The sequence below is a fragment of the Streptomyces sp. B21-083 genome (assembly GCF_036898825.1).
In the GTDB taxonomy this organism is placed as follows: Bacteria; Actinomycetota; Actinomycetes; order Streptomycetales; family Streptomycetaceae; genus Streptomyces.
On the sequence record NZ_JARUND010000002.1, the window covers coordinates 761,773 to 786,447 of the forward strand.

The window sequence follows — 24,675 nt, forward strand, 5'->3', positions numbered from 1 at the left end:
ATCCTTTACTTGAGGCTGCCCATGAGGATTCCGCTGCGCCAGTACCTCTGGAGGGCGAACATGAAGACCGCCAGCGGAACGATCGACAGCAGGGACCCGGTGAGGACGAGGGTGTTCATGTCCCGGGCGGTCTGCGCCTGCTGGAGCCAGGAGTACAGGCCAAGACTCACAGGGAAGGTCCGCTCACCGGTGAGCATGAACAGGGGGAGGAAGAAGTTGTTCCAGATGTCGATGAAGACCAGCATGAAGATGGTGATGCCGCCGGTCCGCATCAGGCGCAGCGCGACCGACCAGAAGATCCGCAGTTCACCGGCGCCGTCGAGACGGGCCGCCTCCATCAGCTCGGTGGGGATGGAGCTGTCCGCGTACACCTTGCCCAGGTAGACCCCGAACGGATTGATGAAGTAGGGGATGAGCACCGACCAGATGGTGTTGGTCAGACCGATCTGGGCGAAGACGAGGTAGAGCGGGAACGCCAACAGGGTGCTGGGCAGCAGCGAGGCGCCGACGATGAGCGCGAACAACGCTCCCCGGCCTCGGAAGTCGAACTTCGACAGTCCGTACCCGGCGGCGAGCGACACGAGGGTGGAGCCTGCCGCGCCGAGGGTGGAGTAGAGGATCGAATTGCCGATCCAGCGGGTGAACACCCCGTCGTGGTAGGTCCAGATGTCCTGGAGGTTGTCCGTCAGGTGGTTGGAGGAGAACCACAGACCGAAGGTGGAGTAGAGGTCGGTCTGGTTCTTGGTCGCGGAGACGATCAGGAACCAGGTCGGGGCGAGCGCGTAGATCAGGAAAAGGACCAGCAGGCCGGTGGTGAGCGCCACCGCGCGGCGGGTGGGGCGAGCGCCGCCCCCGGTAGCGACACTGCTCATGACATCTTCCTGTTCGTGACGCGGTAGAAGACGAAGGCGAGGATCCCGGTGACCACGGCCAGGACCAGCGACTCGGCGGCGGCGTACTGGTAGTCGCCGGTCTTGAACGCCTTGTCGTAGATCTCCATCATCGGAGTGAAGTCGGTGTTGATCGACTCCGGCGCGATCTGCCGCAGCAGCAGCGGTTCGGAGAACAGCTGGAGTCGGCCGATCAGGGAGAACATGCCCGTCAGCACGAGGATCCCGGTGATGTTGGGCACCTTGATCGACCAGGCGATCCGCCACTCCTTCGCACCGTCCAGCCGGGCCGCCTCGTAGAGCTCCCGGGGCAGGGCCTGCAGTGCGGCGGAGATCAGGATCATGTTGAAGCCGATGCCCTGCCAGGTCAGCAGATTGCCCAGGGAGAGATAGGTGTTGATGCCCCCGAAGAAGTCGACTTCCGTGCCCGCCCGGTGTGCGAGGTCGAGCAGCGGACTGCCTGTCGGGCTGTACAGGAACAGCCACATCACGGTGGACACCACGGCGGGCACCACATACGGGATGAGCAGCGCCGCACGGAAGAACCGCACCGCGCGGGCGGCCACTCCGTCCAGAAGGAGAGCGAGCAGCAGCGAGAGGCCGAGCATCACCGTGATCTGAGCCGCGCCGAACAGCAGGGTGCGCAGCATGCTCGACCAGAAGTCGCCGTCACCGAGGATGGCGGCGAAGTTGGCGAAGCCGGTGAAGACGACCCTGCTCGGGCCGAAGCCCAGACCGCTGCTCTTCTTCTCCCGCATGCTCTGGCTGAAGGCGTAGCCGATCGGCACGACGTAGGTGGCCAGGAAGCCCAGCAGGAAGGGCAGCGCGAACAGCAGTCCCTTGTGGGCTCCCCGGCTCCCGGCCCGGCGGGAGGAGGACCGCCGGACCGGGAAGTCGGTGGCGACCTTTCGCGGTCGCATCAGGGTGGACACGGAATCTCTCCAGGTGAGGTGTGCCGGCCCTCTCCGTCGGGCCGGGCGTCGGCGCCGAAGGGCAGAGCGGGGTCAGCTGCCGGCGACGGCCTTGACACCCTTGTGATTGAGGTCGTCCACGGTCCACTTCTGCAGGGAGGTCAGCATGTCCTTGACCGTCAGCTGCTTGTTTATGACCTTGCCCCACTGCTTCTGCATCTCGGAGTACATCGCCGCGTAGTTCGGGCCGTACTGCCACTGCTCGCCGACCCGCGAGGCGGCTGTGGTGATCACCTGTGCGCTGTCGGACTTTCCGTTGAACATCTCGGACGGGATGATCTTGTCGACATACGGCGAGACGTCCCTGACCGCGGGGAACAGGCCCGACTTGGAGGCCGGGTCGGTGAGCGTCGCCAGCGACTCCTTGCTGCTGCTCAGCCAGGCGGCGAACTCGGCAGCGCGGTCGGGGTACTTGCAGCCCTTGAGGACGCCGGTGGTGTCGAAGTTGCTGGAGGTCTGCGGCTTGGCGGTGTCGAAGGCCGGTGAGTCGGCGAGCTGCCACTTCCCCTTGGACTTGGGGAAGTTGGTGTCGTAGATGGGCAGTTGCCAGGTCGAGGTGGTCATCGCGATGGTCTTGCCGAGATCCCAGGTCCTGAAGACGCCCGGGTCTGCGTACGACGCGTTGGAGGTGAGATCGTTGTCGACCAACCGCTGGACGACGTCAGCGGCCTTCAGCGCCTCGGGCGAGGTCAAGCCGATCTCCCAGTGGTCACCGGCGGCCTTGTACCACTGCGCGCCGGCCTCCCAGGACAGGTCGACCAGGGTGCTCGGGTCCTCGCCCGCCATGTTGTAGATCTTGACGTTCTTGTCCTTCTGCCGGACCTTCTTGCCGGCGGCGATCAGGTCGTCCCAGGTCTTCGGCGCCTCGATCCCGTATTTCTGGAACAGGTCCGCGCGATAGGCGGTGAACAGCGGGGACGACCCCATCGGGATGCCGAAGGTGGTGCCGCCGGGGCTGACCGCGTTCCACGCGGCGACCGTGTAGGCGTCCTTGTACTTGGCCGCGGCCTTGCTGATGTCGGTGAGCAGCCCGTCAGCGGCGAAGTTCGCCAGGTTCATCCCGTCCATCTTCGACAGACAGGGCGCGGTGCCCGCGTTCACCGCGGCGCGCAGCTTCTGGTAAGCGGTGTCACCGGCGGCGTTGACGAACTTGATCTGCGTCTCGGGGTGCTCCTTGTTCCACACCTTGGTCTGCGCCTCGATGCCGTCCGTCCAGCTCCAGAACTCCAGCGTGACGTCGCCCTTCGTGGTCGACGAGGCCTCTGAGCCCGGGTCGTCCGAGCAGGCGGTCAGCAGCAGGGAGAGAGAAGCGGCGGCGGCCACCGGGACAAGAACTCTGGGGCGGAAGCGGGACTTGGACATCGGTCCTCCACGAAAGGAACGGGACGGCGCCTGCACGTGGGGAGATGGCGCGGTCGAGGCGACGCGAGGGGAGAGAGAACAGTACTGCGCAACGAGGCAGTAACCGTTTGTTGTTGTGGACCGTACGGCGGGACGAGTCGGATCCACAAGAGGAGGGAGCCGAATTGTTTCGCCCGACTTTCGGCAGCGTTACCTGTGGAGCCGTTGACCTGCGATGCCCCTGCCATTTGGAAGGGGATCGAGGCCTGCCCGGGGACGACCGGGGAGACGCGGTCAACCATTGACCTGGACGACGGACGCTTCTAGCTTGGAATACGTTTACTGAACCGTCCGGCCTCTCGACTGCCGGCCTGCACTCTTCCCCGCAGGAGCGTCATGCCCTCGTCATCGCCACCGTTCACCCTTTTCGCCATGAATCCAGTCCATATGCCAGAACTCTTCCCGCCTCGACTGATGACCCGCCTCCAGCAACTCACCCAGGTCGATCCCACACTCGTCGTCCAGGATTTCTCCGATCCCGCCGTGGCCGAGGCCCTGGACCGCGCCGAGGTGCTGGTCACCGGCTGGGGATGCCCGCACCTCGGCGCGGAGACACTGGCGGCGGCGCCGCGGCTGCGCGCCGTCCTGCACGCCGGTGGCAGCGTCCGCCACCTTGTGGGAGAGCCGTTCTGGGAGCGCGGCCTCACCCTCTCCAGCGCGGTGCAGGCCAACGCCCTGCCGGTGGCCGAATACACGCTCGCCATGATCCTGCTGGCCGGCAAGGACGCCTTCGGACTCCGCGAACGCTTCCGGGCCGAGCACGTCCATCCCGCTCCGGCGGAGTACGCGAGGGTCGGCAACCTAGGTCGCCGGGTCGGCCTGATCGGCGCCTCCAGAGTGGGCCGCCGGGTCCTGGAACTGCTGCGGCCCCTCGATCTTTCGGTCAGCCTCCACGACCCCTATGTCGACGCCGCGGCGGCCGCGGACCTGGGCGCCGTCCCGCTGGACCTTGACGAGTTGCTGCGCACCAGCGACATCGTCAGCGTGCACGCCCCCGACATTCCGCAGACCCACCGCATGCTCAACCGCGAACGGCTGGCGCTCATCCCCGACGGCGGCGTCCTCATCAACACCTCACGGGGAGCCCTCATCGACCACAGCGCGCTCACCGAAGAACTGGTGAGCGGCCGGCTCAGCGCGGTCCTGGACGTCACCGACCCCGAGCCGCTGCCGGTGGACTCACCGCTCTACCGCCTTCCGAACGTGTTTCTCACACCGCACATCGCCGGCTCCCTCGGCAACGAACTGGCGCGCCTCGGCGGCACGGTCGTGACGGAGATGGAACGCATGACGGCGGGGCTGCCCCTGGCCCACCAGGTCCACCGCGCCGAGCTGGCCATCAGCGCCTGAGTGCTCCGACGCCAACGCGGCGGCGCCGGGGGGGGGACGTCCGTCGCCGACCGGGTACGACGCCCGCCTCCCAGGCCCACGCACGCCGCTCCTGTCACCCCACATCCCGCCCACCCCCTCTTCCTCCGGAGGCAGCCCTGAACACCACCCGTTCCGGACCGGTCCGCCCCTCCAGGCGCGCCGTCTCCCCCCTGCGCCCGGCCTCCGTGGCCCGTGTCGAAGACGGCTTCTGGGCCGAACGTCGCCGGATCAACGCCCACATCTCCCTCGCCGAGGGCACGGCGCGGCTGGAGCAGGCCGGCAATCTCGCCAACTTCCGTGCCGCCGCGGCCCTCCGTACCCACAGCGCGGCCGTCGCGTCGGGCACGGGCTTCTCCGGCGACTTCCAGTTCCAGGACTCCGACGTCTACAAGTGGCTGGAAGCCGCCTGCTGGCAGCTCGCGGACACCCCTGACGAGGCGCTCGCCGCCGATGTCGAAGCCGTCGTAGAACTGATCGTCGCCGCCCAGCGCGAGGACGGCTACCTCCACACGTACTACCAGCTCGGCGGCGGAATCCCCTGGACCGAGCCGGGCTGGGGACACGAGCTGTACTGCGCGGGGCATCTGATCCAGGCCGCCGTGGCGCACCACCGGGCCACCGGCTCCGACCGGCTGCTCGACGTGGCCCGTCGGCTCGCCGACCACATCGACTCCGTCTTCGGCACCGGCAAGCAGATGGACACGGTCTGCGGCCACCCCGGGGTGGAGACCGCCCTCGTCGAACTCCACCGGACGACCGACGAGAAGCGGTACCTGGACCTCGCTCGCTACTTCCTGGAACGACGCGGCCACGGCACCCTCTCCTCCGGCGCCGACCGGGGCCACGACCGCGACCCCGGACCCGAGTACTGGCAGGACCACACGCCCATCCGCGCGGCCGACGAGGTCACCGGCCACGCCGTACGCCAGCTCTACCTCCTCGCCGGAGCCGCCGACCTGGCCGCGGAGACCGGCGACACGGAACTCCGTACGGCTCTGGAGCGGTTGTGGCGGGACATGGTCACGACCAAGACCTACCTCACCGGCGCCGTCGGCTCCCGGCACGACTGGGAGGCATTCGGCGACGCCCACGAACTGCCCGCCGACCGCGCCTACGCAGAGACCTGCGCCGCCATCGCCTCCGTCCACTTCTCCTGGCGCATGGCCCTGCTCACCGGAGAGGCCCGCTACTCCGACCTCGTCGAGCGCACCCTGTTCAACGGCTTCCTCGCCGGAGCCGGCCTCGACGGCCGTACGTGGCTGTACGTCAACCCGCTGCACCTGCGAGCCCACCCGCACGAACGCCCCGGCGACCAGACCGCCCACCGCACCCCCTGGTTCCGCTGCGCGTGCTGCCCGCCGAACGTGATGCGCCTGCTCGCCGGCCTCCCGCACTACATGGCCACGACCGACGACAGCGGGCTGCGGCTCCACCAGTACGCAACCGGCGTCTTCGGCGGCGACGACCTCACCGTGCGGGTGGTGACGGAGTACCCCTGGGACGGCACAGTGACCGTCACCGTCGAGGACGCTCCCACCGCCCTGCCGCGCACCCTCTCCCTGCGCCTGCCGACGTGGTGCGCGGACCACACCTTGACCGTGAACGGCGCCGCCGTCGAAAGCGGGGCAGAATCCGGCTGGCTGCGGATCACCCGCGAGTTCGCCCCCGGCGACACCGTCCGGCTGGACCTCGCGATGCCGGCCCGGCTGACCCTCCCTCCCCCGCGCGTCGACGCCGTCCGGGGCTGTGCCGCCATCGAACGCGGTCCGCTGGTCTACTGCCTGGAGCAGACCGACCAGCCCAGCCGCCTGGACCCGGACGCGGTCGCCCTGGCGCCGGACGCACCGCTGACCGTCCGCAGCCGCCCCGAACTGCTCGGCGGAGTGCGCACGGTGAGCGTCTCGGGAAGCCTGCTGCCCGCCGACGACGCGTCCGCCGACTGGCCCTACCTGCCGCTCGCCTCGGCTGCTTCCGGCGAACCCCGGGAGAGCGTCGAACTGACGGCGGTGCCGTACTACACCTGGGCCAACCGCGAGTCCGGCGCCATGCGCGTCTGGCTGCCGCTGGCCGGCCGCGGGTAGCGGCCGGCACACCGGTCATCGAAGGGGCATCTACCCGAAGGCCGACTCAGCAGCGCCGACCGTACGGCCGGGAGGATCACCCGCAGGGTGCGCTCCCGGCCGCTCCACGTGTACTGCGGCTGTGAGCCAGACCAGAGAGAAGTGCAGTAAGCGTTTGCTATATATGGCAGATCAGTAGGTGCTTTGAAGGGTCCGCAACGATGCAGAATGCAGTAACTTCTAGGTGTGACAGCGAACGGACACGGCTCTGCCCCGACCTCCGGCCCCACGAACGCCAAGCGTCGACGCAAGAACCAGACAGGTGAAGAACGCCCCAGCACGATCCGCGATGTCGCCGAACGGGCTGGCGTGTCGGTAGCAACCGTTTCCAGGGCACTGGCCGGCAACTATCCCGTGTCAGCGGCCGCCCGGGAGCGCATCAAGGACGCCGTGGAGTCGCTGCACTACGTGGTGAACGTCCACGCCAAAGCCCTCTCCGGGCGGGTCGCCGGTCCCATCGCTCTGGTCCTGCGGGACATCACCGGACCGTCGCTGGCCCATGTCGCCGCCGGGGTCGAACAGGAGGCGGCTCTGCGGGGCCGGCTGAGCCTGGTCTGCGCCACTCACGGGGATATCGGACGCGAGGACGACCTGGTGCAGTTGATGCGTGAACAGCACGCGGCCGCAGTGCTCCTCGTCGGCGGGGCGATACAGGACGAGGCCTACTTCCAGCGCATGACCGAGTACGCGCGCGCCCTGGACGCCGCCGGATCCCGACTGGTGCTGGTGGGCCGCCCGCCCCTGCCCGGGGATCTCCCGGTGACCGTCGTGGACTACGACAACCGTGGAGGCGCCTTCCAGGCCGCGGACCATCTGTTCGTCCAGGGCCACCGGCGCGTCCTCTTCCTCGGCGGCGATCCCCAGCTCAGCACGGGGGAGCAACGGCGGGAGGGCTATCTGCACGCCCTTCGCGCACACGGCGTCGAGTACACGCAGGCACTGGACGTCCCCGGTCCGTACACACGTGTCTCCGGCTACCAGCGTACGAGGGCCGCGCTGAAGGCGGGGGGCGACTTCACGGGCGTCATCGCGGGGACCGACATGGTGGCGCTCGGGGCGCTGGCCGCGCTCCGTGACGCCGGTCTCCACGTCCCCCGGGACATCTCACTGGTGGGCTTCGACGACGTCCCCTTCGCCGCGGACCTCACTCCGTCGCTCACGTCGATCCGGGTGCCGTACGAGGATCTCGGCCGAACGGCGGTCCGCCTCGCGCTGGAAGGCAGCGAGCGCATCAGCGGCGACGACCACGTTGTCCTGAGTACACAGCTGATGGTCCGTCAGTCCGTACGCCGCCCGCGTCCGTAGACCGGTGGGACCGATCGTCAGCCGGCTGCGAACCCATTGGCGACAAGTCGGCCGTCGGCCGCGGGACAAAGCCGCCTCAGCCGAGGCGCACCCGACCGCTTCCCCTGCAGGGCCGAGTGAACGTCCGGCCTGCGACTGGTGACCTCACCACGACGCGGAAATATCGGCAGGGCTGCCTGCGTGCGGTGGGCATCACCGCGCTGGTCCTGCCGGCTGTCGCGGACATGTTCATCACTGCCTCCAACGGCAGGATCCTGTGGCCGGTGTTCCTGTTTCCTGTCGCTCGGCCTCGCGGTCGCTCTCCGGCCCTGCGCCCGTCGGCCCGCGTGGCTGACTCCGCAACTGCGCGCCTCTCCATACCGGCGGTTGTTTCCCGGGCGCTCACCGCCGTCGCCACGACGACCGAGCGGGTGCGCATGTTCGGCCCGGTGAAGTGGCCATCCTGCCCTGCCTGCTGACGATCGGCGTCCGTACCTGCCCGCCACGACGGGCAGGCCTGTCTGTCGTCCTCGCCGACGGGCAGCCATCGCGACGCCACGACGCTTCTTCGCCACCGGCACCCAGGACGACATCCTGGCCCTGGGGCTCACACTGGTGGTAGCGCTGCTGACCACCGTCGCCGGCCTCGGCGGCTACCCGCGCGCCCTGGACACAGGCGCGGCACCGTCATCCTGGTCAGCCGAGGAAGCTCAGCCGAACCTGACGGTTGACATCAGAGATGGTGGTGTCCACCAGACTCCGTTAGGGCAACTGCCAAGATGCCCGAGCGCGGAGTCTCCACGTGCTGCGTCATCGGAAAGATGTCGGCCTGCCGAGGTGCGGAAACGCCCGGTCAGGACCTGTTTTTCGGCTCACTGCCACGCGTGGGTGCGCCTGGAGTGGATGGGCGTCATGACGGACAGTCCACCCCTCTCGTCCCGGTAGAACACGCTGCCGCAACCAACTCACCCAGCACGGCTCCGCACCGCTCACTCCTGTCACTCGTGACCGGGGCCTGTCCGCCGCCGGCTGGCCCGGCACGAGCCGCCTGCGCGTACCGGTCGGCCTCGGGAGAGGTTCCGGCGGCGTCTGCCGGAGTCGCTCGGCAAGCTGCTCGGCCCGGCCCACGGAGTCGTGGAGGGGCCGCCGCACGTGACCTGGTCGAGCTTGACCACAGATTGACACGACACACGTCCCGAGTCGACTATCGTCTGCCGTTGGCTTGTGCACATTGCAACACGAGGTATCGGGCGAAACGTTCAGCCATAGGGGACTTGGGCAAGGACTCGGAGTCGATAGCGACGGCGGCGCCGCTACTGCGCAAGGCGCCGCATCACATCGCCAAGCCGCTGCACGACTTCAAGACGGCCTCGCAGGACCTGTCCGCCCTGGGGGCGCTGGGCGCGCTGATGAGCGCGACCGACGATGTGCGTGAGGGCATGGAGACGCTCGCCGAGGTCGCGAAGGACCTCGTGGAGGAGTGGCAGGGCGAGGCGAAGCTGATGACCGACCTCTCCGAGGCGTTCGACGTCCTGGACGTCCTGCTCGAGGCCGCCGCGCGCGGCAGGAAGCAGGGCTGAGTCCCGTGGTCGATCTCAACCCCCTGCATTACATCAACAAGTTCAACCACATGGCCGGCGACAACATGGCCAGCATGATGGAGTTCCTGGGCATCTCCGATCCTGCGGTGGACCCGGACGGCGTGCGGGAGATCGCCAAGAAATGGCGCAACCTGGCCGCGGCCGTGGATGTCTCCGTCAGGGAGGCCGAGAGCGCCCTCAGGGACGTGACCTGGGAGGGCAAAGCCGCCACCGCGTTCAACAAGCGGGCGAGGAAGACCCGTTCGCAGGCGACCGACATGGCCGACTCGCTGCGCGACGGCGCCGACGCCCTGGACAAGTACGCCGACGACGCGCACGAGCTCCTCACCGAACTCAACGTCATCATCGTGGAGATCATCGAGGTGGAGATGGCGCGCCTGGCCCTCTCCGTCCTCACCGGCGGCGCCTCCGCTGTGGTGAGCAGCCTCGCCGCCGGCGCGCGCTTCGCGAAAGTAATGGCTCTGATCGGCCGGATCGAGCACGCCGGCACGGCCATGGCCCGCGCGATCCGCGCCGTCCTCGAAGTCATCCGCGGCCTGAGCCGGGCCCTGAAAGCCCTCAAGGAGATCAAGACCATAGCGCGGGTCGGCAAGATGGCGGGCGAGGGCGCCAAGTTCGCCGCGCTGGACACCCTGCTGAAGGACCCCTCCACCTTCAAGGATCCCGGCAAGCTCGCCGAAACCCTCGCCCTCGGCGCGGCCTTCGGCGTCGGCCTGGGCAGCCTGGGCACCCTCCTGGGCAAGGGCCTAGGCAAGCTCAAGCCAAAGGACCTGGCCAGACTGCGCAGCGCCATGAAGCTCAACTGCGCCTCCTTCGAGCGCCTTTCGCTGCGGCCGGGCTTCGACAAGCTGCCCGCCTCCGTGCGCAACGCGCTGAAGAAGTTCGTCCGCGACCCCATCGACGTGGCCACCGGCGACATGGCGCTGATACGCACAGACGTTCAACTGCCCGGCGTCCTACCGCTTTTGCTGGAGCGCACCCACATCTCCTCGTACCGCTTCGGCGGCTGGTTCGGCCCCTCCTGGGCCTCCACCCTGGACCAGCGCATACAGGCCGACGAGGGCGGCTTCGTCTACGCGGCAGCCGACGGCGCCCGCCTCTGCTTCCCGGTGCCGGACCAGGAGACCGGCATTCCGGTCCGCCCCGAGACCCCGGGCTCGCTCCTGACCCTGTCCTGGGCCGAAGCGTTCGACGGCGCGCTCTGCGTCACAGACCCCGACACCGGCCTGGTCCAGGTCTTCCACAGCCCCGTCCCCGCCGCCGGGGACGAAGCGGTCGACATACCGCTGCAGTACATCGAGGACCGCAACGGCAACCGCATCACCATCGAGTACGACGAGGGCGACGTCCCCGCGACGGTGAGCCACTCCGGTGGCTACCGCATCGCTCTGGACCGCGACGACATCCTCTCCCGCATCACCGGCCTGCGCCTCCTGGACCCCACGGAACCCGCGGCCCCCGGCACCACTCTGGTCACCTTCGCCTACGACGAGGCCGGCCGCCTCACCGAGGAGACCAACTCGTCCGGACTGCCCATGCGGTACACCTACGACGCCGAGGGCCGCATCACCTCCTGGACCGACCGCAACAACACCACGTACTGGTACGTCTACGACGAGCGGGGCCGCATCACGGCCACCGGTGGCACGGGCGACGCGCTGGCCTCCGCCCTCACCTACGACGACGCCACGCGGACCACGCGAGTGACGGACTCTCTCGGCCACGTCCGCGTCTACGAGCACAACGAGTCCTTCCGCCTGATCCGGGAGACCGATCCGCTCGGCCATGTCACCAGCCAGGAGTGGGACCAGGACCTGCGCCTGATCGCCCGCGCGGATCCGCTCGGGCAGACCACCCTCTACGGCTACGACGAGCAGGGACGGGTGCTGTCGGTGACCCGCCCGGACGGACTGCGCACGACCGCCACGTACAACCGACTCGGACTGCCGACGACGGTCACGGACGGGGACAACACCCAGTGGTGCAGGGAGTACGACGAGCGCGGCAACCTCACCCGTGTCACGGCCCCCGACGGAGTCGTGACCCGCTACGGCTACAACGCGTCCGGCCACCTGACCAAGGTCACGGACGCCTTGAACCACACCACCCACGTGCGCTGCGGCCCGGCCGGCCTTCCCGTCCGCGTCACTGACCCGCTGGGTGCGTCGACAGGCTTCGAGCGCGACGCGTTCGGGCGCCCCGTCCTGCTCACCGATCCGCTCGGACACGAGACGCGCATGGCGTGGTCCGTCGAGGGCGACCCGGTGCTCCGTGTCGCGCCCGACGGCACCACCGAGTCGTGGACCTACGACGGCGAGGGCAACTGCACCAGCCACACCGACGCATCGGACGCGGTCACCCGATACGAGTACACCCATTTCGACCTGCTCACCGCGCGCACCGACCCCGATGGTGTGCGCCACGCCTTCACCCACGACAGCGAACTGCGCCTCACGCAGGTCACCAACTCCCAGGGCCTGAACTGGAAGTACGCGTACGACCCGGCCGGACGCCCGTTCTCGGAGACCGACTTCGACGATCGCACGCTCAGCTACCGACATGACGCGGCAGGACGACTGGTCTCCCGCACCAACGCCCTCGGTCTGACGACCCACTTCACCCTTGACGAACTCGGGCAGATCGTGCGCCAGACGACTGGGGACGTCAGCACCAGCTACGCCTACGATCCGTCCGGGCAGCTCACACGGGCCGCCGCGCCTCGGGCCCGGGTCGACTTCCGTTACGACAGCCGGGGCCGGCTTCTCGCCGAGACGGTGAACGGCCGAACCACCTCGTACTGCTACGACCTCCTCGGCCGCCGCATCAGCCGCACCACTCCCAGCGGTGCCACCAGCAGCTACGACTACGACGCCGCGGGCAACCGCACCGCGCTGCACTCCGGCGGGCGGACGATCGACTTCGAGTACGACCTGGCGGGACAGGAGGCGCTCCGGCGCATCGGCGACGTCATCGGCGTGGCCCATACCTTCGACGCCCTCGCCGGCTGACCGTCCAGTCGGTCACCGGCACCGACGGCCGCTCGATCCGTCGCCGCGCGTACGGTTACCGTGCGGACGGCAGCCTCATCGGCGTCGACGACGACGTCGACGGCGCGTGCCGCTTCGACCTCGACCCGGCCGGACGCGTCACCGCGGTCCGGGCGGGTAACTGGTCCGAGCGCTACCTCTACGACGCGGCGGGCAACCAGACCGACGCCTCATGGCCCGACTCGCACCCGGGATCGGAGGCCAACGGCGCTCGCACGTACGTGGGCACCCGCATCACCCGCGCCGGCACCGTCCGCTACGAGCATGACGCACTGGGCCGTATCGTCCTCAGGCAGAAGACCCGACTGTCCCGCAAGCCGGACACCTGGCGTTACACCTGGGACGCGGAGGACAGGCTCGCCGCGGTCAGCACGCCCGACGGCACCCTGTGGCGCTATCTCTATGATCCGCTGGGCCGCCGCATCGCCAAGCAGCGCATGGCTGCGGACGGCGTCTCAGTGGCGGAGCAGGTCGACTTCACCTGGGACGGCACGACGCTCTGCGAGCAGACCACCACCCGCGACGGGCTGCCGGGCCCGGTCACGCTGACCTGGGACCACCAAGATCTGCACCCTGTAGCGCAGACCGAGCGCATCGGGGCGGGCGACGCCACGGATGATGCCTCGCAGGAGGAGATCGACGCCCGCTTCTTCGCGATCATCACCGACCTCGTCGGTTCCCCCACGGAACTCCTCGACGAAGAAGGCGGCGTCGCATGGCGCGCTCGCTCCACACTCTGGGGCATCACCGCATGGGCGGAGAGCAGCACCGCCTACACGCCCCTCAGGTTCCCGGGGCAGTATCACGACCCCGAAACCGCCCTGAACTACAACTACTTCCGCTACTACGACGCCGAGACCGCCCGCTATCTCAGCCCCGACCCCCTCGGTCTGGTACCGGCGCCGAACCCCCACACGTATGTTCACAACCCCCACACGTGGACGGATCCCCTGGGGCTCGCGCCCGAATGCCGCGAACTCGGACTGCGCGACGACGCGCAGAACGCCATCACGAAGCTCGAGAACATCAAGAAGGACCCCATCGGGTCCATCAACTCCCAACCGAATCACAATCACTACAGCGCTGCTCGCCGCGAGGCCCGGGGTGAGGTCGTCGCCAGAAAGCCCGACGGCACGCCCTTCGACCACATCAGCGACCTGAAGCAGGCCAGAAACGGTCTGGAGGGCATCCGCAGGATCCTGACCAAGGAGCTGCAGAAGCCGCCGGAGACGATCACTCCACGCGGCAGGGAAGTACTGATCAGGAAGCGAAAGGACGCCATCGTCGAGCTCGAAAGGCTGAACCGCTTCCTGGCGTCCATCGGCCACGGGTGACGACGGCCAGGAATGGCGGAGGCCACGAATGACGCGATCCGTACCCTGAGAACACCCCCGACGCACTGACGTACGCCAGAAGCAACACCTCCGCGCCGCTGCAGCCGGAGCACGAGAGGACCCGACGATGCCCGAAGACTTCGACCGCGGTAGCTCCCTCGAGGAGCTGGAGGACGTGCGCTGGCCGGCCCCTCCGGCGGACACGACACCCATGGTCAGAAATGTGCACGAGTTGCGGCGCCGCCCTGTCGGAGCCCTGGAGCCACACGAACTGGCCCGACTGATCGGACAGGATGTGGGGCTGCCCTGGCTGCTGCCCCTGGCCGTGCACATTCTGCGGGACACCGCGCCGAAGCAAGCGGAGGGCGGTTGGTTCGACGACGACCTGCTGTACGCGGTCGTCACCAGAAAGCCGGAGGTCTGGACCGCCGCCCCGCAACTCGCCCACGAACTCAAGGAAACCGTCGCCGTCCTGACCGACATCTCGCGCTATGTCCGCCAGGACATCGACGCGTTCCTCGCAGCGCTACCCGGGGACGACGCCTCACAGTAAAGATCGTCCATGGCCTCGCTCCACGGGCTGCACCTCCCGACGAATCTTCTCGGCGACAAGCCGCGGGATGGCCCGTACTTCTCCTTGGCACCGAAGGAGCCCGCGCCGTCCCGTGTCGACGGTGTCACCACCGGACGGCGGGGGGCGAAAGCTCCTGCTGCAACCGGGTCACCGCAGGAGGGGACATGGCTGGTTCCTCTCGTCACCGCCCAGGCGATGATGTGCGCGCCGACGGAGGCGGCGGCAGCGAGCACGTTCTCACGCTGGCGCTCGGGGGACGGCGTCGCCAGCTTCACTCGGGACAGCCGCCGCACTCCGATCAGACATCTGTGCATCCGTCACAGGGACGTTCGATCACACCTGGGTCCGTACCGCGCATGTTTCTCTCCGTTCAGGCACGCACAGTACGGAGAATCGGCGGCACGACCCCAACGGGTGTCTTGGTCAGCCGAGGAAGCTCAGTCGAACCTGACGGTTGACATTGGAGACGTTGGTGTCCACCAGACACACCGACTGCCACGTCCCCAGTTCCAGTTGCCCGCCCAGCACCGGCAGTGTGGCGTGCGGTGGGACGAGGGCCGGGAGGACGTGGTCGCGGCCGTGGCCGGGGGTGCCGTGGCGGTGCTGCCAGCGGTCGTCGGCGGGGAGCAGGGTGTGGAGTGCGGCGAGGAGGTCGCTGTCGCTGCCCGCACCCGTTTCGATGACCGCGACTCCGGCGGTGGCGTGCGGGACGAAGACGTTGAGGAGACCGTCCCGGCCGTCGGTCACCTCCCTCAGGAAGGTCTCGCAGTCATGGGTGAGGTCGACGATCGCCTCCTCACTGCCGGAGACGATGTTCAGGACGCGCGTGGTGAAGGCATGGGACATGTGTCCCATCATCACCCGTCGGCCGGGAGGCGCCCGGCGCGACTCCCGCGCCTTGACACCAGAGGTCCATTCCGCGAGACACCATTGACCGTGGTCACGTCACCTGGCTACTTTCAGCGGCATGTTGCGTTCAGCCATGCTCACCACGCGCGGTCACATCGACCTGCTGCGGGTGGCCTCCGCCGCGTGTCGCCGCGGCTGCTGACGCCCCTTTCCCCGCCTTTCACGCCCGCCTGGGCCCCGCCCCACCCGCACGTCCGGGATCTCTTCTGATCCACTACGGACGCGGCGGCGCCGAGGCACACCTCCTCCCCGGTCGCTCTCCTCCTCGTGGAGCACTCATGAGCATCAGCCATGCCCCGCCCGGCTCCCCCAAGCCTGACATTTCGCCTAAATCTGGTCCCGCTACGTCCGCATCCGCCCGCACTCCGACCGGCAGCGGCGTCGGCAGCGACACCGAGCGAGCCCTCCCCGACCTCGAACCCATAGTCCCCAGCTCCACACGCCGTACCCGCGTCCCCCGCTGGCTGCGCCGCACCTCGGGCCCGCTCCTGCTCCTGGCGCTCTGGCAAGTCCTCAGCAGTACGGGCGCGTTGACCGCCGACATCCTCGCCTCGCCCGAGCGGATCGCCGAGGTCGGCAGTGATCTGATCGCCGACGGTTCACTGGGCAACGCGATGGGCACCTCACTCCAGCGGGTCGCCCTCGGGCTGCTCCTCGGCACCGTCATCGGCACCGGACTCGCCCTCATATCAGGCCTGTTCCGGGTCGGCGAGGACCTCGTCGACGCGCCGGTCCAGATGCTGCGGACCGTGCCGTTCGTCGGCCTGATCCCGCTCTTCATCATCTGGTTCGGCATCGGCGAGGCCCCGAAGATCGCGATCATCACCCTCGGTGTGACCTTCCCGCTCTACCTCAACGTGTACGCCGGTATCCGAGGCGTGGACGCCCAGTTGATCGAGGCCGGGGAGTCGCTCGGGCTGTCCCGGTGGGGACTGGTCCGGCATGTCGTCCTGCCGGGCGCGCTGCCCGGAGCGATGACCGGGCTGCGCTACTCCCTCGGCATCGCCTGGCTGGCCCTCGTCTTCGCCGAGCAGATCAACGCGGACGCCGGTATCGGCTTCCTCATGGTGCAGGCGCGGGACTTCCTGCGGACCGACGTGATCGTGGTCTGCCTCATCGTCTACGCGTTCCTCGGCCTGCTGGCCGACTTCGTCGTCCGCTCCCTCGAAAGGCTGCTGCTGCAATGGCGACCCACGTTCACCGGACGGTGACCCCACCGGCCGTCCGGGTCGACGGACTGACCCGGTCCTTCGACGGCCGCGCCGTCATCGACAACCTGCAACTCGACGTCCGGCCGGGTGAGTTCGTGGCCCTGCTCGGCCGCAGCGGCTGCGGCAAGTCCACACTGCTGCGCATCCTCGCCGGCCTCGACCGCGACATCTCCGGCACCGTCCTCGTACCGCGCCGCAAGGCCGTCGCCTTCCAGGCACCCAGGCTGATGCCATGGAAGAAGGTGTGGCGCAACGTCCTGCTCGGGCTGCCCGGCAAGCCCGGCCGCGAGGTCGCCGAACAGGCGCTCACCGAGGTCGGCCTCAGCCACCGCTCCGACGCCTGGCCCAAGACGCTGTCCGGCGGTGAGGCCCAACGCGCGTCGCTGGCAAGGGCGTTGGTTCGCGAGCCCGATCTTCTACTGCTCGACGAGCCGTTCGGGGCGCTGGACGCGCTCACCCGCATCAAGGCCCAGCGGCTGGTCGGCGAACTCTGGCAACGCAGGGGCTGCGCCGTCCTGTTGGTGACGCACGACGTCGAGGAGGCGGTGCTGCTCGCCGATCGCGTCCTCGTGATGGACGAGGGCGTCATCGCGTACGAGACGACGGTCGACCTGGACCGCCCGCGCGACATCACCGACCCACGATTCGCCGAACTGCGCGCCCGGCTCCTGGAACGCCTGGGCGTCGAGACGGCGGCCGAAGCCGCCTGAACCCTCGCCCACCCTCAGCCCTCCCTTCGTACTCCCCTCCCAGTCCCCTCGGCTCGCTCCCTCCGCCGCACAGAAACGATCGGAACGAACGACCATGCGACGACACCTCGTCCCTGCCGCGCTGCTCCTCCCCCTCGCTCTTCTCGCCTCGGCCTGCGGCGGGAGTTCGGCCGCCTCCTCCGTCGGTTCCGGCAGCGGCACCGACGGCAAGGGGTCCCTCACGCTCAACGTCGGTGACCAGAAAGGCGGTTCGGAGGCAGTGCTGCGGGCCGCCGGGGAACTCAAGAACCTGAACTACAAGATCAAGTGGTCCACCTTCACCTCAGGACCGCCCCTCCTCGAAGCCGTCAACGCCAAGGCCGTAGACATCGGCAGCGTCGGCAACACCCCGCCGGTCTTCGCGGCCGGCGCCGGCTCCCACATCACCGTGGTGGGCGCCCTGCGCGGCGGCTCCCAGGGCGAGGCCATCCTCGTGCCCAAGAACTCGAAGCTCAAAAAGGCCGCCGACCTCAAGGGCAAGTCCGTTGCCGTGGCCCAGGGTTCGTCCGCGCACTACCAGCTGATCGCCTCCCTCAAGCAGGCCGGGCTCACCCTGGACGACATCAAGGTCAAGTACCTTCAGCCGGCCGACGCGCTGGCCGCGTACACCAGCGGCAGCGTCGACGCGTGGGCGGTGTGGGACCCGTACACCTCGCAGATCCTCATGGGCGGGCAGGGACGCGTCCTGGCCGACGGCGAAGGGGTGGTCAACGGGCTCAACTTCCAGGTGGCGGCGCCCTCCGCGCTGGGGGACAGCAGGAAGGCGGCTGCCATCAAGGACTTCGTGGAGCGGCTGCGGCGCGCCCAGGACTGGGTGTACGCGCACCCCGACGCGTGGGCCAGGGTGTGGGCGAAGGACACCGGGCTGCCGTACGACGTGGCGCTCGCGTCGGTGAACCGGTCCAACGCGACCCGTATCCCGGTGGCGATCGACGACGCGCTCGTCGCCTCCGAGCAGCGCATCGCGGACACGTTCACGGGTCTCAAGCTCATTCCGAACAAGGTCGACTTCGCGAAGTACGTGGACCGGCGCTTCAACGACGACCTGCCTCCGTCCACCACCGCGCCGCGCCCCAGCAAGGAGTCGTGATCACGCGACGAGCATCGATCCGACCGGGGTCGGGAAGATCCTCGCCCCTCCCCCGGTTGGTAGAAGCGTGAACAACACCGGGGTACGCGATGGCGTACGAGAAGTCGACGTCGTCGTCATAGGCGCTGGTCAGGCCGGTCTGTCCAGCGCCTATCACCTGCAGCGCACCGGTTTCCTGCCGGAGCGTGACTTCGTGGTGCTCGATCACGCCCCGCGTCCCGGCGGTGCCTGGCAGTTCCGCTGGCCGTCGCTCACCTACGGCAAGGTGCACGGGATGCACGCGCTGCCCGGCATGGAGCTGACGGACGCCGATCCGGCGCGGCCGTCCGCCCAGGTCATCGGCGAGTACTTCGACACGTACGAGCGCAGGTTCGGTCTGCGGGTGCGCCGGCCGGTGGAGGTACGGGCGGTGCGCGAGGGCGGCGGGGACGGGCGGCTGCTCGTCGAGACCTCGGACGGCGACTGGTCCGCGCGGGCGCTGATCAACGCCACCGGCACCTGGGACCGGCCGTTCTGGCCGCGCTATCCGGGCCAGGAGACCTTCCGGGGACGGCAGTTGCACACCGCGCAGTACCCCGGGCCCGAGGAGTTCGCGGGGCTGCGGGTCGTCGTGGTGGGCGGTGGCGCGTCCGGCACCCAGCATCTGATGGAGATCGCCCCGTACGCCGCCGCGACCACGTGGGTGACCCGGCGTCCGCCGGTCTTCCGCGAAGGGCCCTTCACGGAGGAGTTCGGGCGGGAGGCCGTCGCCCTCGTCGAGGAGCGGGTACGCCAGGGGTTGCCGCCGAAGAGCGTCGTGTCGGTCACCGGACTGCCCCTGAACGACGCGATCCGGCAGGCGCTCGCCGACGGCGTCCTCGACCGGCGGCCCATGTTCGACCGGATCACCCCGGACGGGGTCGAGTGTGCCGACGGACAGCGTGTCGACGCCGACGTGATCCTCTGGGCGACCGGATTCCGGGCCGCGATCGACCATCTGGCACCGCTCAGACTGCGCGAGCCCGGCGGCGGCATCCGGGTCGAGGGGACGCGCGCTGTCGCCGATCCACGCGTCCATCTCGTCGGCTACGGCCCGTCGGCGAGCACGATCGGCGCCAACCGGGCGGGCCGGGCAGCCGTACGGGACATCAGGCGGCTGCTCGACCAGGAGCCGGCCGCTGTCTGACGTCCCGTACGGCCACGTGGCCCGTCGGATCACTTGGCGGGCTGTCCGCTCTGTTGCCCCTGAACCGGGCTCTGCTGGTTCTTCGGGCCCTTCTGGTTCTTCTTGTTCTTCTGGTTCTGGTTGAACTCGGCGACGTTGCGCTGGTGTTCGGCGTAGTCGGCCGTGAAGCGGGTGTCACCGGGCTTGACGGTGACGAAGTACAGCCAGTCGCCCGGAGCCGGGTTGATGGCGGCGCGCATCGCCTCCTCGCCGGGGTTGGCGATCGGCGTGGGCGGCAGACCCATGCGCTGGTAGGAGTTGTACGGGCTGTTCAGACGGATGTCGTTCGCCGTCGTCCTGAGCGAGGACCTGTTCAGCGCGTAGTTGATCGTGGAGTCCATCTGGAGCGGCATCCCGCGTTCGAGCCGGTTGAAGACGACCCGGGCCACCTTCCCCATGTCCTGCTTGGTGGCGGCCTCGGCCTGGACGATGCTCGCGATGGTGACGGCCTGGTAGACGTTCATGGCGTTGCGCTGCGCCCCGGCGGTGATGGGCGGACCGCCGAACCTCTGGTTGGCGGTGTCGACCATGGCCGACAGCAGGGATTCCGGGGTGGCCTTCTCCTTCAGCGGATAGGTCGCCGGGAAGAGATAGCCCTCGGGGTTGCCGTCGGCGTCGTTCGGGAGCTTCAGCCGGGCCTTGCCGAGCGACTTCTTCGTGCTTCCGGCCGGCAGGGCGAGAGCCTTGTCGACCGCCTCGTACACCTGCATGGAGCGCCAGCCCTCCGGGATGAGGAGGGAGGTCGGCCGGGGGTCCCCTTCGCTGTCGACGCTCAGCAGCGGCACCGCCACGGCGGTGGCCGCGACGACGGCTCCGGTCGCGATGAGGAGGGCCCGGCCACGGCGCGTCAGGCGAATCGTCTTCCGTGACGGAGTGTTCATCTGCATGCGGGCACGGTAACCCGCATGAGGTCACAAACCGGGCATATATTCATCTTCTCCGACCGCACATGTCACCCGGTCGGCTCCAGTTGGGCATCCCGGCGTACGAGCGCCGCGTACCGCCCGTCCCGCCGCAGCAGTTCCTCGTGCGTACCCCGTTCGACCGCGTGCCCGGAGTCCAGGACCACGATCTGGTCGGCGCCCCGGATGGTGGACAGGCGGTGGGCGATGGTGAGTGTGGTGCGGTTGGCCGACAGGGCGTCGATGGCTTCCTGGACGGCGTGTTCGGTGCGGGTGTCCAGGGCGCTGGTCGCCTCGTCCAGGATCAGGACGGGCGGGTCGCGCAGGATCGTACGGGCGATGGCGAGGCGCTGTTTCTCGCCGCCGGAGAAGCGGTGGCCGCGCTCGCCGACGACCGTGTCGTACCCGTCGGGCAGGGACGAGATGTGGTCATGGATCTGGGCCGCCCGCGCCGCCGCGTGCAGTTCCTCGTCGGTGGCGTCCGGTTTGGCGAAGCGCAGGTTGTCGGCGACCGTGGCGTGGAAGAGGTACGTCTCCTGGGAGACGACGCCGACCGCGCGGGCGAGCGTGTCGAAGTCGAGGTCGCGGACGTCGACGCCGTCGATAGTGACCCGGCCGCCCGTCACGTCGTACAGCCGGGGCACGAGATGGCCCAGCGTGGACTTGCCCGCACCGGTCGGGCCGACGATCGCCAGGCTGCCGCCCGCCGGGACGGTGATGTCGACGCCGTCGAGGATCGGGCGGCTCTTGTCGTCGTAGCGGAACTCGACGTCCTCCAGCCGGACTTCGCCCTTGACCGTGTCGAGGTGGACCGGATTCTCCGGTTCGGTGATGTCGATGGGCAGGTCGAGGTATTCGAAGATGCGCTGGAAGAGCGCGAGTGAGGCCTGGAGCTGGACGCCGGTACTGAGCAGACTGACGGCCGGCCGGAACAGTCCCTGCTGGAGCGAGACGAAGGCGACGAGCGTGCCGATCGAGACGGACGGGCCGCCGAACTGGAGAGCGAGACCCGCGGTCCAGTAGATGACGGCGGGCATGGCCGACATGACGATGCCGATGACCGCCATCCGCCAGCGGCCGGCCATGCTGGAGCGCACTTCGAGGTCGACCAGACCTTCGGACTCCTCGGCGAAGGAACGGGTGAGCGAGTCGGAGCGCCCCATCGTGCGGCCGAGCAGGATGCCGCTGACCGACAGCGACTCGGTGACCGTGGCGGCCATCGCGGCCATCTGCTTCTGGCGCTGGGTGGTGATCCGCTTGCGTTCGTTGCCGACGCGGCGGCTGATCCAGACGAACACCGGCAGCAGGAGCAGCGAGACGGCGGTCAGTCGCCAGTCGAGGGCGATCATCGCGACGATCGTGGCGACGACGCTGGTGAAGTTGGAGACCAGGGAGGTCGCGGTCGAGGTGACGGTGGCCTGCATACCGCCGATGTCGTTGGCGATGCGGGACTGCACCTCGCCCGTGCGGGTGCGGGTGAAGAAGGCGAGCGACATGTTCTGCAGGCGGCCGTAGACGGCCGTCCGCAGGTCGTGCATGACGCGCTGGCCCACGGTCGTGGAGATCAGCGTCTGCAGCACACCGAGGACGCCGCCGAGGACGGCGCTGACGATCATGCCGAGGGCGAGCAGACTGAGCAGTCCGGTGCGGCCTTCGGGGATCGCGACGTCGAGGGTCTCCTTCAGGAGGAAGGGGGTCGCGACGGACACGAGGGACGCTGCGGCCACCAACAGGCCGACCACGGCGAGTCGGCCACGGTAGGGGCGGAAGAGTTTCAGGATGCGGCGGACCTGGCGCGGCTGCTCCACCGAGTCGGCGGAGGGGGTCCAGGTGGATTGCTCGGGTTTCATGGGCTCCTTCGGGAGAACCGGTGACGATGACGACGACTGGCGGAGCTTAGCTCATTGTTACCTATACTCACAATGAACTGCATCCTGATATTGTTCCCGCATGAGTTCCCCCGACGCCGACGGTCCGCTCGCCGACCAGTTGCTGAGTCTGACCCGCCGTCTGCACCGCAGCCACAAGCATCAGCTGGAACAGCGCGGAGTCGGCATCACCCCGGCCCAGTCCCGGCTGCTGCGCACCCTCTCGCACCACCTCCAGCACCATGACTCCCCGCCCCGGATGGCCGATCTGGCGGAGCGCCTGGAGGTCGTGCCCCGGGCGGTGACGACGCTGGTGGACGCGCTGGAGGCGAGCGGCAAGGTGCGCCGGGTGCCCGATCCCGACAGCCGTCGGGTCATCCGGATCGAACTCACAGACAAGGGACGCAAGGCACTGAGCGAGTTGCGCGGAGCGCGCAGGGCGGCGGCGGAGGAGATCCTGGCGCCGCTGACGGACGAACAGCGGATGGTGCTGGGCGGCCTGCTGGACACGCTGATGGACGGGGTCGGCGCACCGCCCGAGCGCCGCTGCTGACAGAAAAACGGGTCGTGGGTCTCCTCCGGTGACCGCCGGAGGAGACCCACGACCCGTTCGAGCGGCGCAGGTCAGCTCGCAGGTTCCTTCACGGTGGCCACCTCGGCCTCGTCGGCACTTTCGGCCTCTTCGGTGTCATTGGTGTCATCGGTGATCACGATGTCGCCGTTCAGTACCTTCTTCGCGCGCTCCAGGTCCAGGGCGCCCTCCCAGCGGGAGACCGCGAAGACGGCGACGCAGTTGCCGAGCAGGTTCGTGACGACGCGCATCGAGTCCATGATGCGGTCGACACCGAGGAGCAGGGCGACGGCTCCGGCCGGGATGGCGCCGAGCGAGGAGGCGGTCGCGGACAGGGCGAGGAAGGCCGAACCGGGGATGCCGGCCATGCCCTTGCTGGTGAGCATGAGCACCAGGACCACGGTGATCTGCTGGCCGAGGCTGAGGTCCACACCCACGGCCTGGGCGATGAACAGGGTGCCGATGGAGAGATAGAGCGAGGCTCCGTCGAGGTTGAAGGAGTACCCGGTGGGCAGCACCAGACCGACGGCGTCGTCGCGGGCACCGGCCTTGCGCAGCTTCAGCATCACGCGGGGCATCACGGACTCGGTGGATGCGGTGCCCAACGCGAGGAGCATCTCCTCACGGATGTAGCGGAGGAACTTCCAGAGGCTGAGCCCGGTGACCATCTTGAGGGCGACGCCCAGCAGCGCGATGAAGAGCGCGGCAGCCGCGTAGCAGAGGATGATCAGCTTGGCGTACGTCTCGATCACGCCGAGTCCGTACTGCCCGATCAGGACGGCCATCGCGCCGAACACGGCGATCGGGGCGAGGCGCATGATGAAGCCGACGACCGCGAAGATGATCTCCTGGGCCTGCTCGATGGCGGGCAGCACCTTCGGCACCTTGGTGTGGCCGAGATGGAGCAGCGCGGCGCCCACCAGACAGGCCAGGATCAGCACCTGGAGGAGTTCGTTCTCGGCGAAGGCGCCGATGAAACTGGTGGGGATGGCGTTGACGATGAACTCGGTCGTCGAGGGCAGCGAGCCGCCGCCCGTCTTCGCGTCGACCGCCGAGGTGTCGAGCGTGGACGGATCGACGTGCATCCCCGAGCCGGGCTGGACGAGGTTGGCGGCGAGGAGCCCGATGATCAGGGCGAGCGTGCTCGCCACCTCGAACCAGATGAGGGCCTTGAGTCCGATCCGGCCGAAGGCCTTCAGGTCACCGGCCTTGGCGATGCCGACGACGACCACACAGAACACGAGCGGCGAGATGATCGTCTTGATGAGCCGGGTGAAACCGTCGCCGAGCGGCTGAAGATCCGTGGCCACGTCGGGCCACAGCTTCCCGACGACGATTCCGAGCACGAGCGCGCAGGCAACCTGCACGAACAGTGAGGTACGCAGTATGCGTGCGACGCGTCGCGGCAGGGACGGTACGGACTGCGGCACGAGCACTCCTCCAGGAGGTTTCTGGGATGCGGAAAAGTGCTTCCGCGTCGCACACTATTGATCAGTTGTTCGCGTCGTCTGCGAACTGCGTATGACGGCCGTGTAAATCCTCGACCGCCCCCACAGCGCGCTCACAGTGCGCTTGACG

General features: G+C 68.6%; 18 protein-coding genes and 1 pseudogene. 12 read left to right on the top strand and 7 right to left on the bottom strand.

What is annotated here, in order from left to right; genetic code table 11:
* Positions 1-5: 5 nt before the first annotated feature.
* The 3 genes from QA861_RS27420 to QA861_RS27430 all read right to left on the bottom strand — a co-directional run bounded on the left by QA861_RS27420 (position 6) and on the right by QA861_RS27430 (position 3,223).
* A complete protein-coding gene (locus QA861_RS27420; protein ID WP_334591265.1) occupies positions 6-872 on the bottom strand; it encodes a carbohydrate ABC transporter permease in 867 nt (288 codons plus the stop codon).
* Complete coding sequence (locus QA861_RS27425) at positions 869-1,822, bottom strand: carbohydrate ABC transporter permease (protein WP_334591266.1); 954 nt, start codon at positions 1,820-1,822, stop codon at positions 869-871. The genes QA861_RS27420 and QA861_RS27425 overlap by 4 nt, the downstream gene beginning before the upstream one ends.
* A 72-nt stretch (positions 1,823-1,894) precedes the next feature.
* Positions 1,895-3,223, bottom strand: a complete 1,329-nt coding sequence (locus QA861_RS27430) for an ABC transporter substrate-binding protein (RefSeq protein ID WP_334591267.1) — start codon at positions 3,221-3,223, stop codon at positions 1,895-1,897.
* Positions 3,224-3,598: 375 nt separating this feature from the next.
* On the opposite strand from QA861_RS27430, the gene QA861_RS27435 reads away from it, so the two are divergent.
* The 6 genes and pseudogenes from QA861_RS27435 (at position 3,599) to QA861_RS27465 (ending at position 14,572) form a co-directional block, all read left to right on the top strand.
* Positions 3,599-4,612: a hydroxyacid dehydrogenase gene (locus tag QA861_RS27435; protein WP_334591268.1), complete on the top strand. Its 1,014-nt coding sequence runs from the start codon at positions 3,599-3,601 to the stop codon at positions 4,610-4,612.
* A gap of 137 nt (positions 4,613-4,749) precedes the next feature.
* Complete coding sequence (locus QA861_RS27440) at positions 4,750-6,714, top strand: glycoside hydrolase family 127 protein (RefSeq protein WP_334594859.1); 1,965 nt, start codon at positions 4,750-4,752, stop codon at positions 6,712-6,714.
* A 225-nt stretch (positions 6,715-6,939) separates the two neighbouring features.
* Complete coding sequence (locus tag QA861_RS27445) at positions 6,940-8,058, top strand: LacI family DNA-binding transcriptional regulator (RefSeq protein WP_334591269.1); 1,119 nt, start codon at positions 6,940-6,942, stop codon at positions 8,056-8,058.
* A 1,253-nt stretch (positions 8,059-9,311) separates the two neighbouring features.
* Positions 9,312-9,617: a hypothetical protein gene (locus tag QA861_RS27450; RefSeq protein ID WP_334591270.1), complete on the top strand. Its 306-nt coding sequence runs from the start codon at positions 9,312-9,314 to the stop codon at positions 9,615-9,617.
* A gap of 5 nt (positions 9,618-9,622) precedes the next feature.
* Positions 9,623-14,019, top strand: a pseudogene (locus QA861_RS27455) (polymorphic toxin type 28 domain-containing protein).
* Positions 14,020-14,146: 127 nt separating this feature from the next.
* A complete protein-coding gene (locus tag QA861_RS27465) occupies positions 14,147-14,572 on the top strand; it encodes a contact-dependent growth inhibition system immunity protein (RefSeq protein ID WP_334591273.1) in 426 nt (141 codons plus the stop codon).
* Between the two features lie 444 nt (positions 14,573-15,016).
* Here QA861_RS27465 and QA861_RS27470 read toward each other — a convergent pair whose 3' ends face one another.
* The gene (locus QA861_RS27470; protein WP_334591275.1) at positions 15,017-15,439 is read right to left on the bottom strand and encodes a YjbQ family protein; all 423 of its coding nucleotides are present in this window, start codon (positions 15,437-15,439) and stop codon (positions 15,017-15,019) included.
* 136 nt (positions 15,440-15,575) lie between these two features.
* Here QA861_RS27470 and QA861_RS47160 point away from each other — a divergent pair, with 136 nt between their 5' ends.
* The 5 genes from QA861_RS47160 to QA861_RS27490 all read left to right on the top strand — a co-directional run bounded on the left by QA861_RS47160 (position 15,576) and on the right by QA861_RS27490 (position 19,717).
* On the top strand, positions 15,576-15,644 hold the full coding sequence (locus tag QA861_RS47160) for a putative leader peptide (RefSeq protein WP_351286961.1): 69 nt from the start codon (positions 15,576-15,578) through the stop codon (positions 15,642-15,644).
* Positions 15,645-15,780: 136 nt separating this feature from the next.
* Positions 15,781-16,713 carry an ABC transporter permease gene (locus tag QA861_RS27475; RefSeq protein ID WP_334591277.1) on the top strand — a complete coding sequence of 311 codons (933 nt, stop codon included), beginning with the start codon at positions 15,781-15,783 and terminating at the stop codon, positions 16,711-16,713.
* Entirely contained in the window at positions 16,686-17,423 is a 738-nt protein-coding gene (locus QA861_RS27480; RefSeq protein WP_334591278.1) for an ABC transporter ATP-binding protein, read from the top strand. The genes QA861_RS27475 and QA861_RS27480 overlap by 28 nt, the downstream gene beginning before the upstream one ends.
* Before the next feature lie 94 nt (positions 17,424-17,517).
* Positions 17,518-18,552, top strand: coding sequence for an ABC transporter substrate-binding protein (locus tag QA861_RS27485; RefSeq protein WP_334591279.1), 1,035 nt, complete (start codon positions 17,518-17,520; stop codon positions 18,550-18,552).
* A gap of 67 nt (positions 18,553-18,619) precedes the next feature.
* A complete protein-coding gene (locus QA861_RS27490; protein WP_334591281.1) occupies positions 18,620-19,717 on the top strand; it encodes an NAD(P)-binding domain-containing protein in 1,098 nt (365 codons plus the stop codon).
* 29 nt (positions 19,718-19,746) lie between these two features.
* Here QA861_RS27490 and mltG read toward each other — a convergent pair whose 3' ends face one another.
* Together mltG and QA861_RS27500 are read right to left on the bottom strand one after the other, a co-directional pair.
* A complete protein-coding gene (mltG, locus tag QA861_RS27495; protein ID WP_334591282.1) occupies positions 19,747-20,643 on the bottom strand; it encodes an endolytic transglycosylase MltG in 897 nt (298 codons plus the stop codon).
* A gap of 65 nt (positions 20,644-20,708) precedes the next feature.
* The gene (locus tag QA861_RS27500) at positions 20,709-22,508 is read right to left on the bottom strand and encodes an ABC transporter ATP-binding protein (RefSeq protein WP_334591283.1); all 1,800 of its coding nucleotides are present in this window, start codon (positions 22,506-22,508) and stop codon (positions 20,709-20,711) included.
* Between the two features lie 100 nt (positions 22,509-22,608).
* Here QA861_RS27500 and QA861_RS27505 point away from each other — a divergent pair, with 100 nt between their 5' ends.
* On the top strand, positions 22,609-23,079 hold the full coding sequence (locus tag QA861_RS27505) for a MarR family winged helix-turn-helix transcriptional regulator (RefSeq protein WP_334591284.1): 471 nt from the start codon (positions 22,609-22,611) through the stop codon (positions 23,077-23,079).
* Positions 23,080-23,150: 71 nt separating this feature from the next.
* Here QA861_RS27505 and QA861_RS27510 read toward each other — a convergent pair whose 3' ends face one another.
* Positions 23,151-24,527, bottom strand: a complete 1,377-nt coding sequence (locus tag QA861_RS27510) for a cation:dicarboxylate symporter family transporter (protein WP_334591285.1) — start codon at positions 24,525-24,527, stop codon at positions 23,151-23,153.
* Positions 24,528-24,675 lie beyond the last annotated feature (148 nt).

Bases quoted from the DNA above. Each gene is read 5' to 3' on its own strand.
- QA861_RS27480 (WP_334591278.1), top strand. From the start codon at position 16,686: ATGGCGACCCACGTTCACCGGACGGTGACCCCACCGGCCGTCCGGGTC.
- QA861_RS27470 (WP_334591275.1), bottom strand. From the start codon at position 15,439: ATGTCCCATGCCTTCACCACGCGCGTCCTGAACATCGTCTCCGGCAGT.
- mltG (WP_334591282.1), bottom strand. From the start codon at position 20,643: ATGCAGATGAACACTCCGTCACGGAAGACGATTCGCCTGACGCGCCGT.
- QA861_RS27485 (WP_334591279.1), top strand. From the start codon at position 17,518: ATGCGACGACACCTCGTCCCTGCCGCGCTGCTCCTCCCCCTCGCTCTT.
- QA861_RS27500 (WP_334591283.1), bottom strand. From the start codon at position 22,508: ATGAAACCCGAGCAATCCACCTGGACCCCCTCCGCCGACTCGGTGGAG.
- QA861_RS27505 (WP_334591284.1), top strand. From the start codon at position 22,609: ATGAGTTCCCCCGACGCCGACGGTCCGCTCGCCGACCAGTTGCTGAGT.
- QA861_RS27465 (WP_334591273.1), top strand. From the start codon at position 14,147: ATGCCCGAAGACTTCGACCGCGGTAGCTCCCTCGAGGAGCTGGAGGAC.
- QA861_RS27435 (WP_334591268.1), top strand. From the start codon at position 3,599: ATGCCCTCGTCATCGCCACCGTTCACCCTTTTCGCCATGAATCCAGTC.
- QA861_RS27420 (WP_334591265.1), bottom strand. From the start codon at position 872: ATGAGCAGTGTCGCTACCGGGGGCGGCGCTCGCCCCACCCGCCGCGCG.
- QA861_RS27430 (WP_334591267.1), bottom strand. From the start codon at position 3,223: ATGTCCAAGTCCCGCTTCCGCCCCAGAGTTCTTGTCCCGGTGGCCGCC.
- QA861_RS27475 (WP_334591277.1), top strand. From the start codon at position 15,781: ATGAGCATCAGCCATGCCCCGCCCGGCTCCCCCAAGCCTGACATTTCG.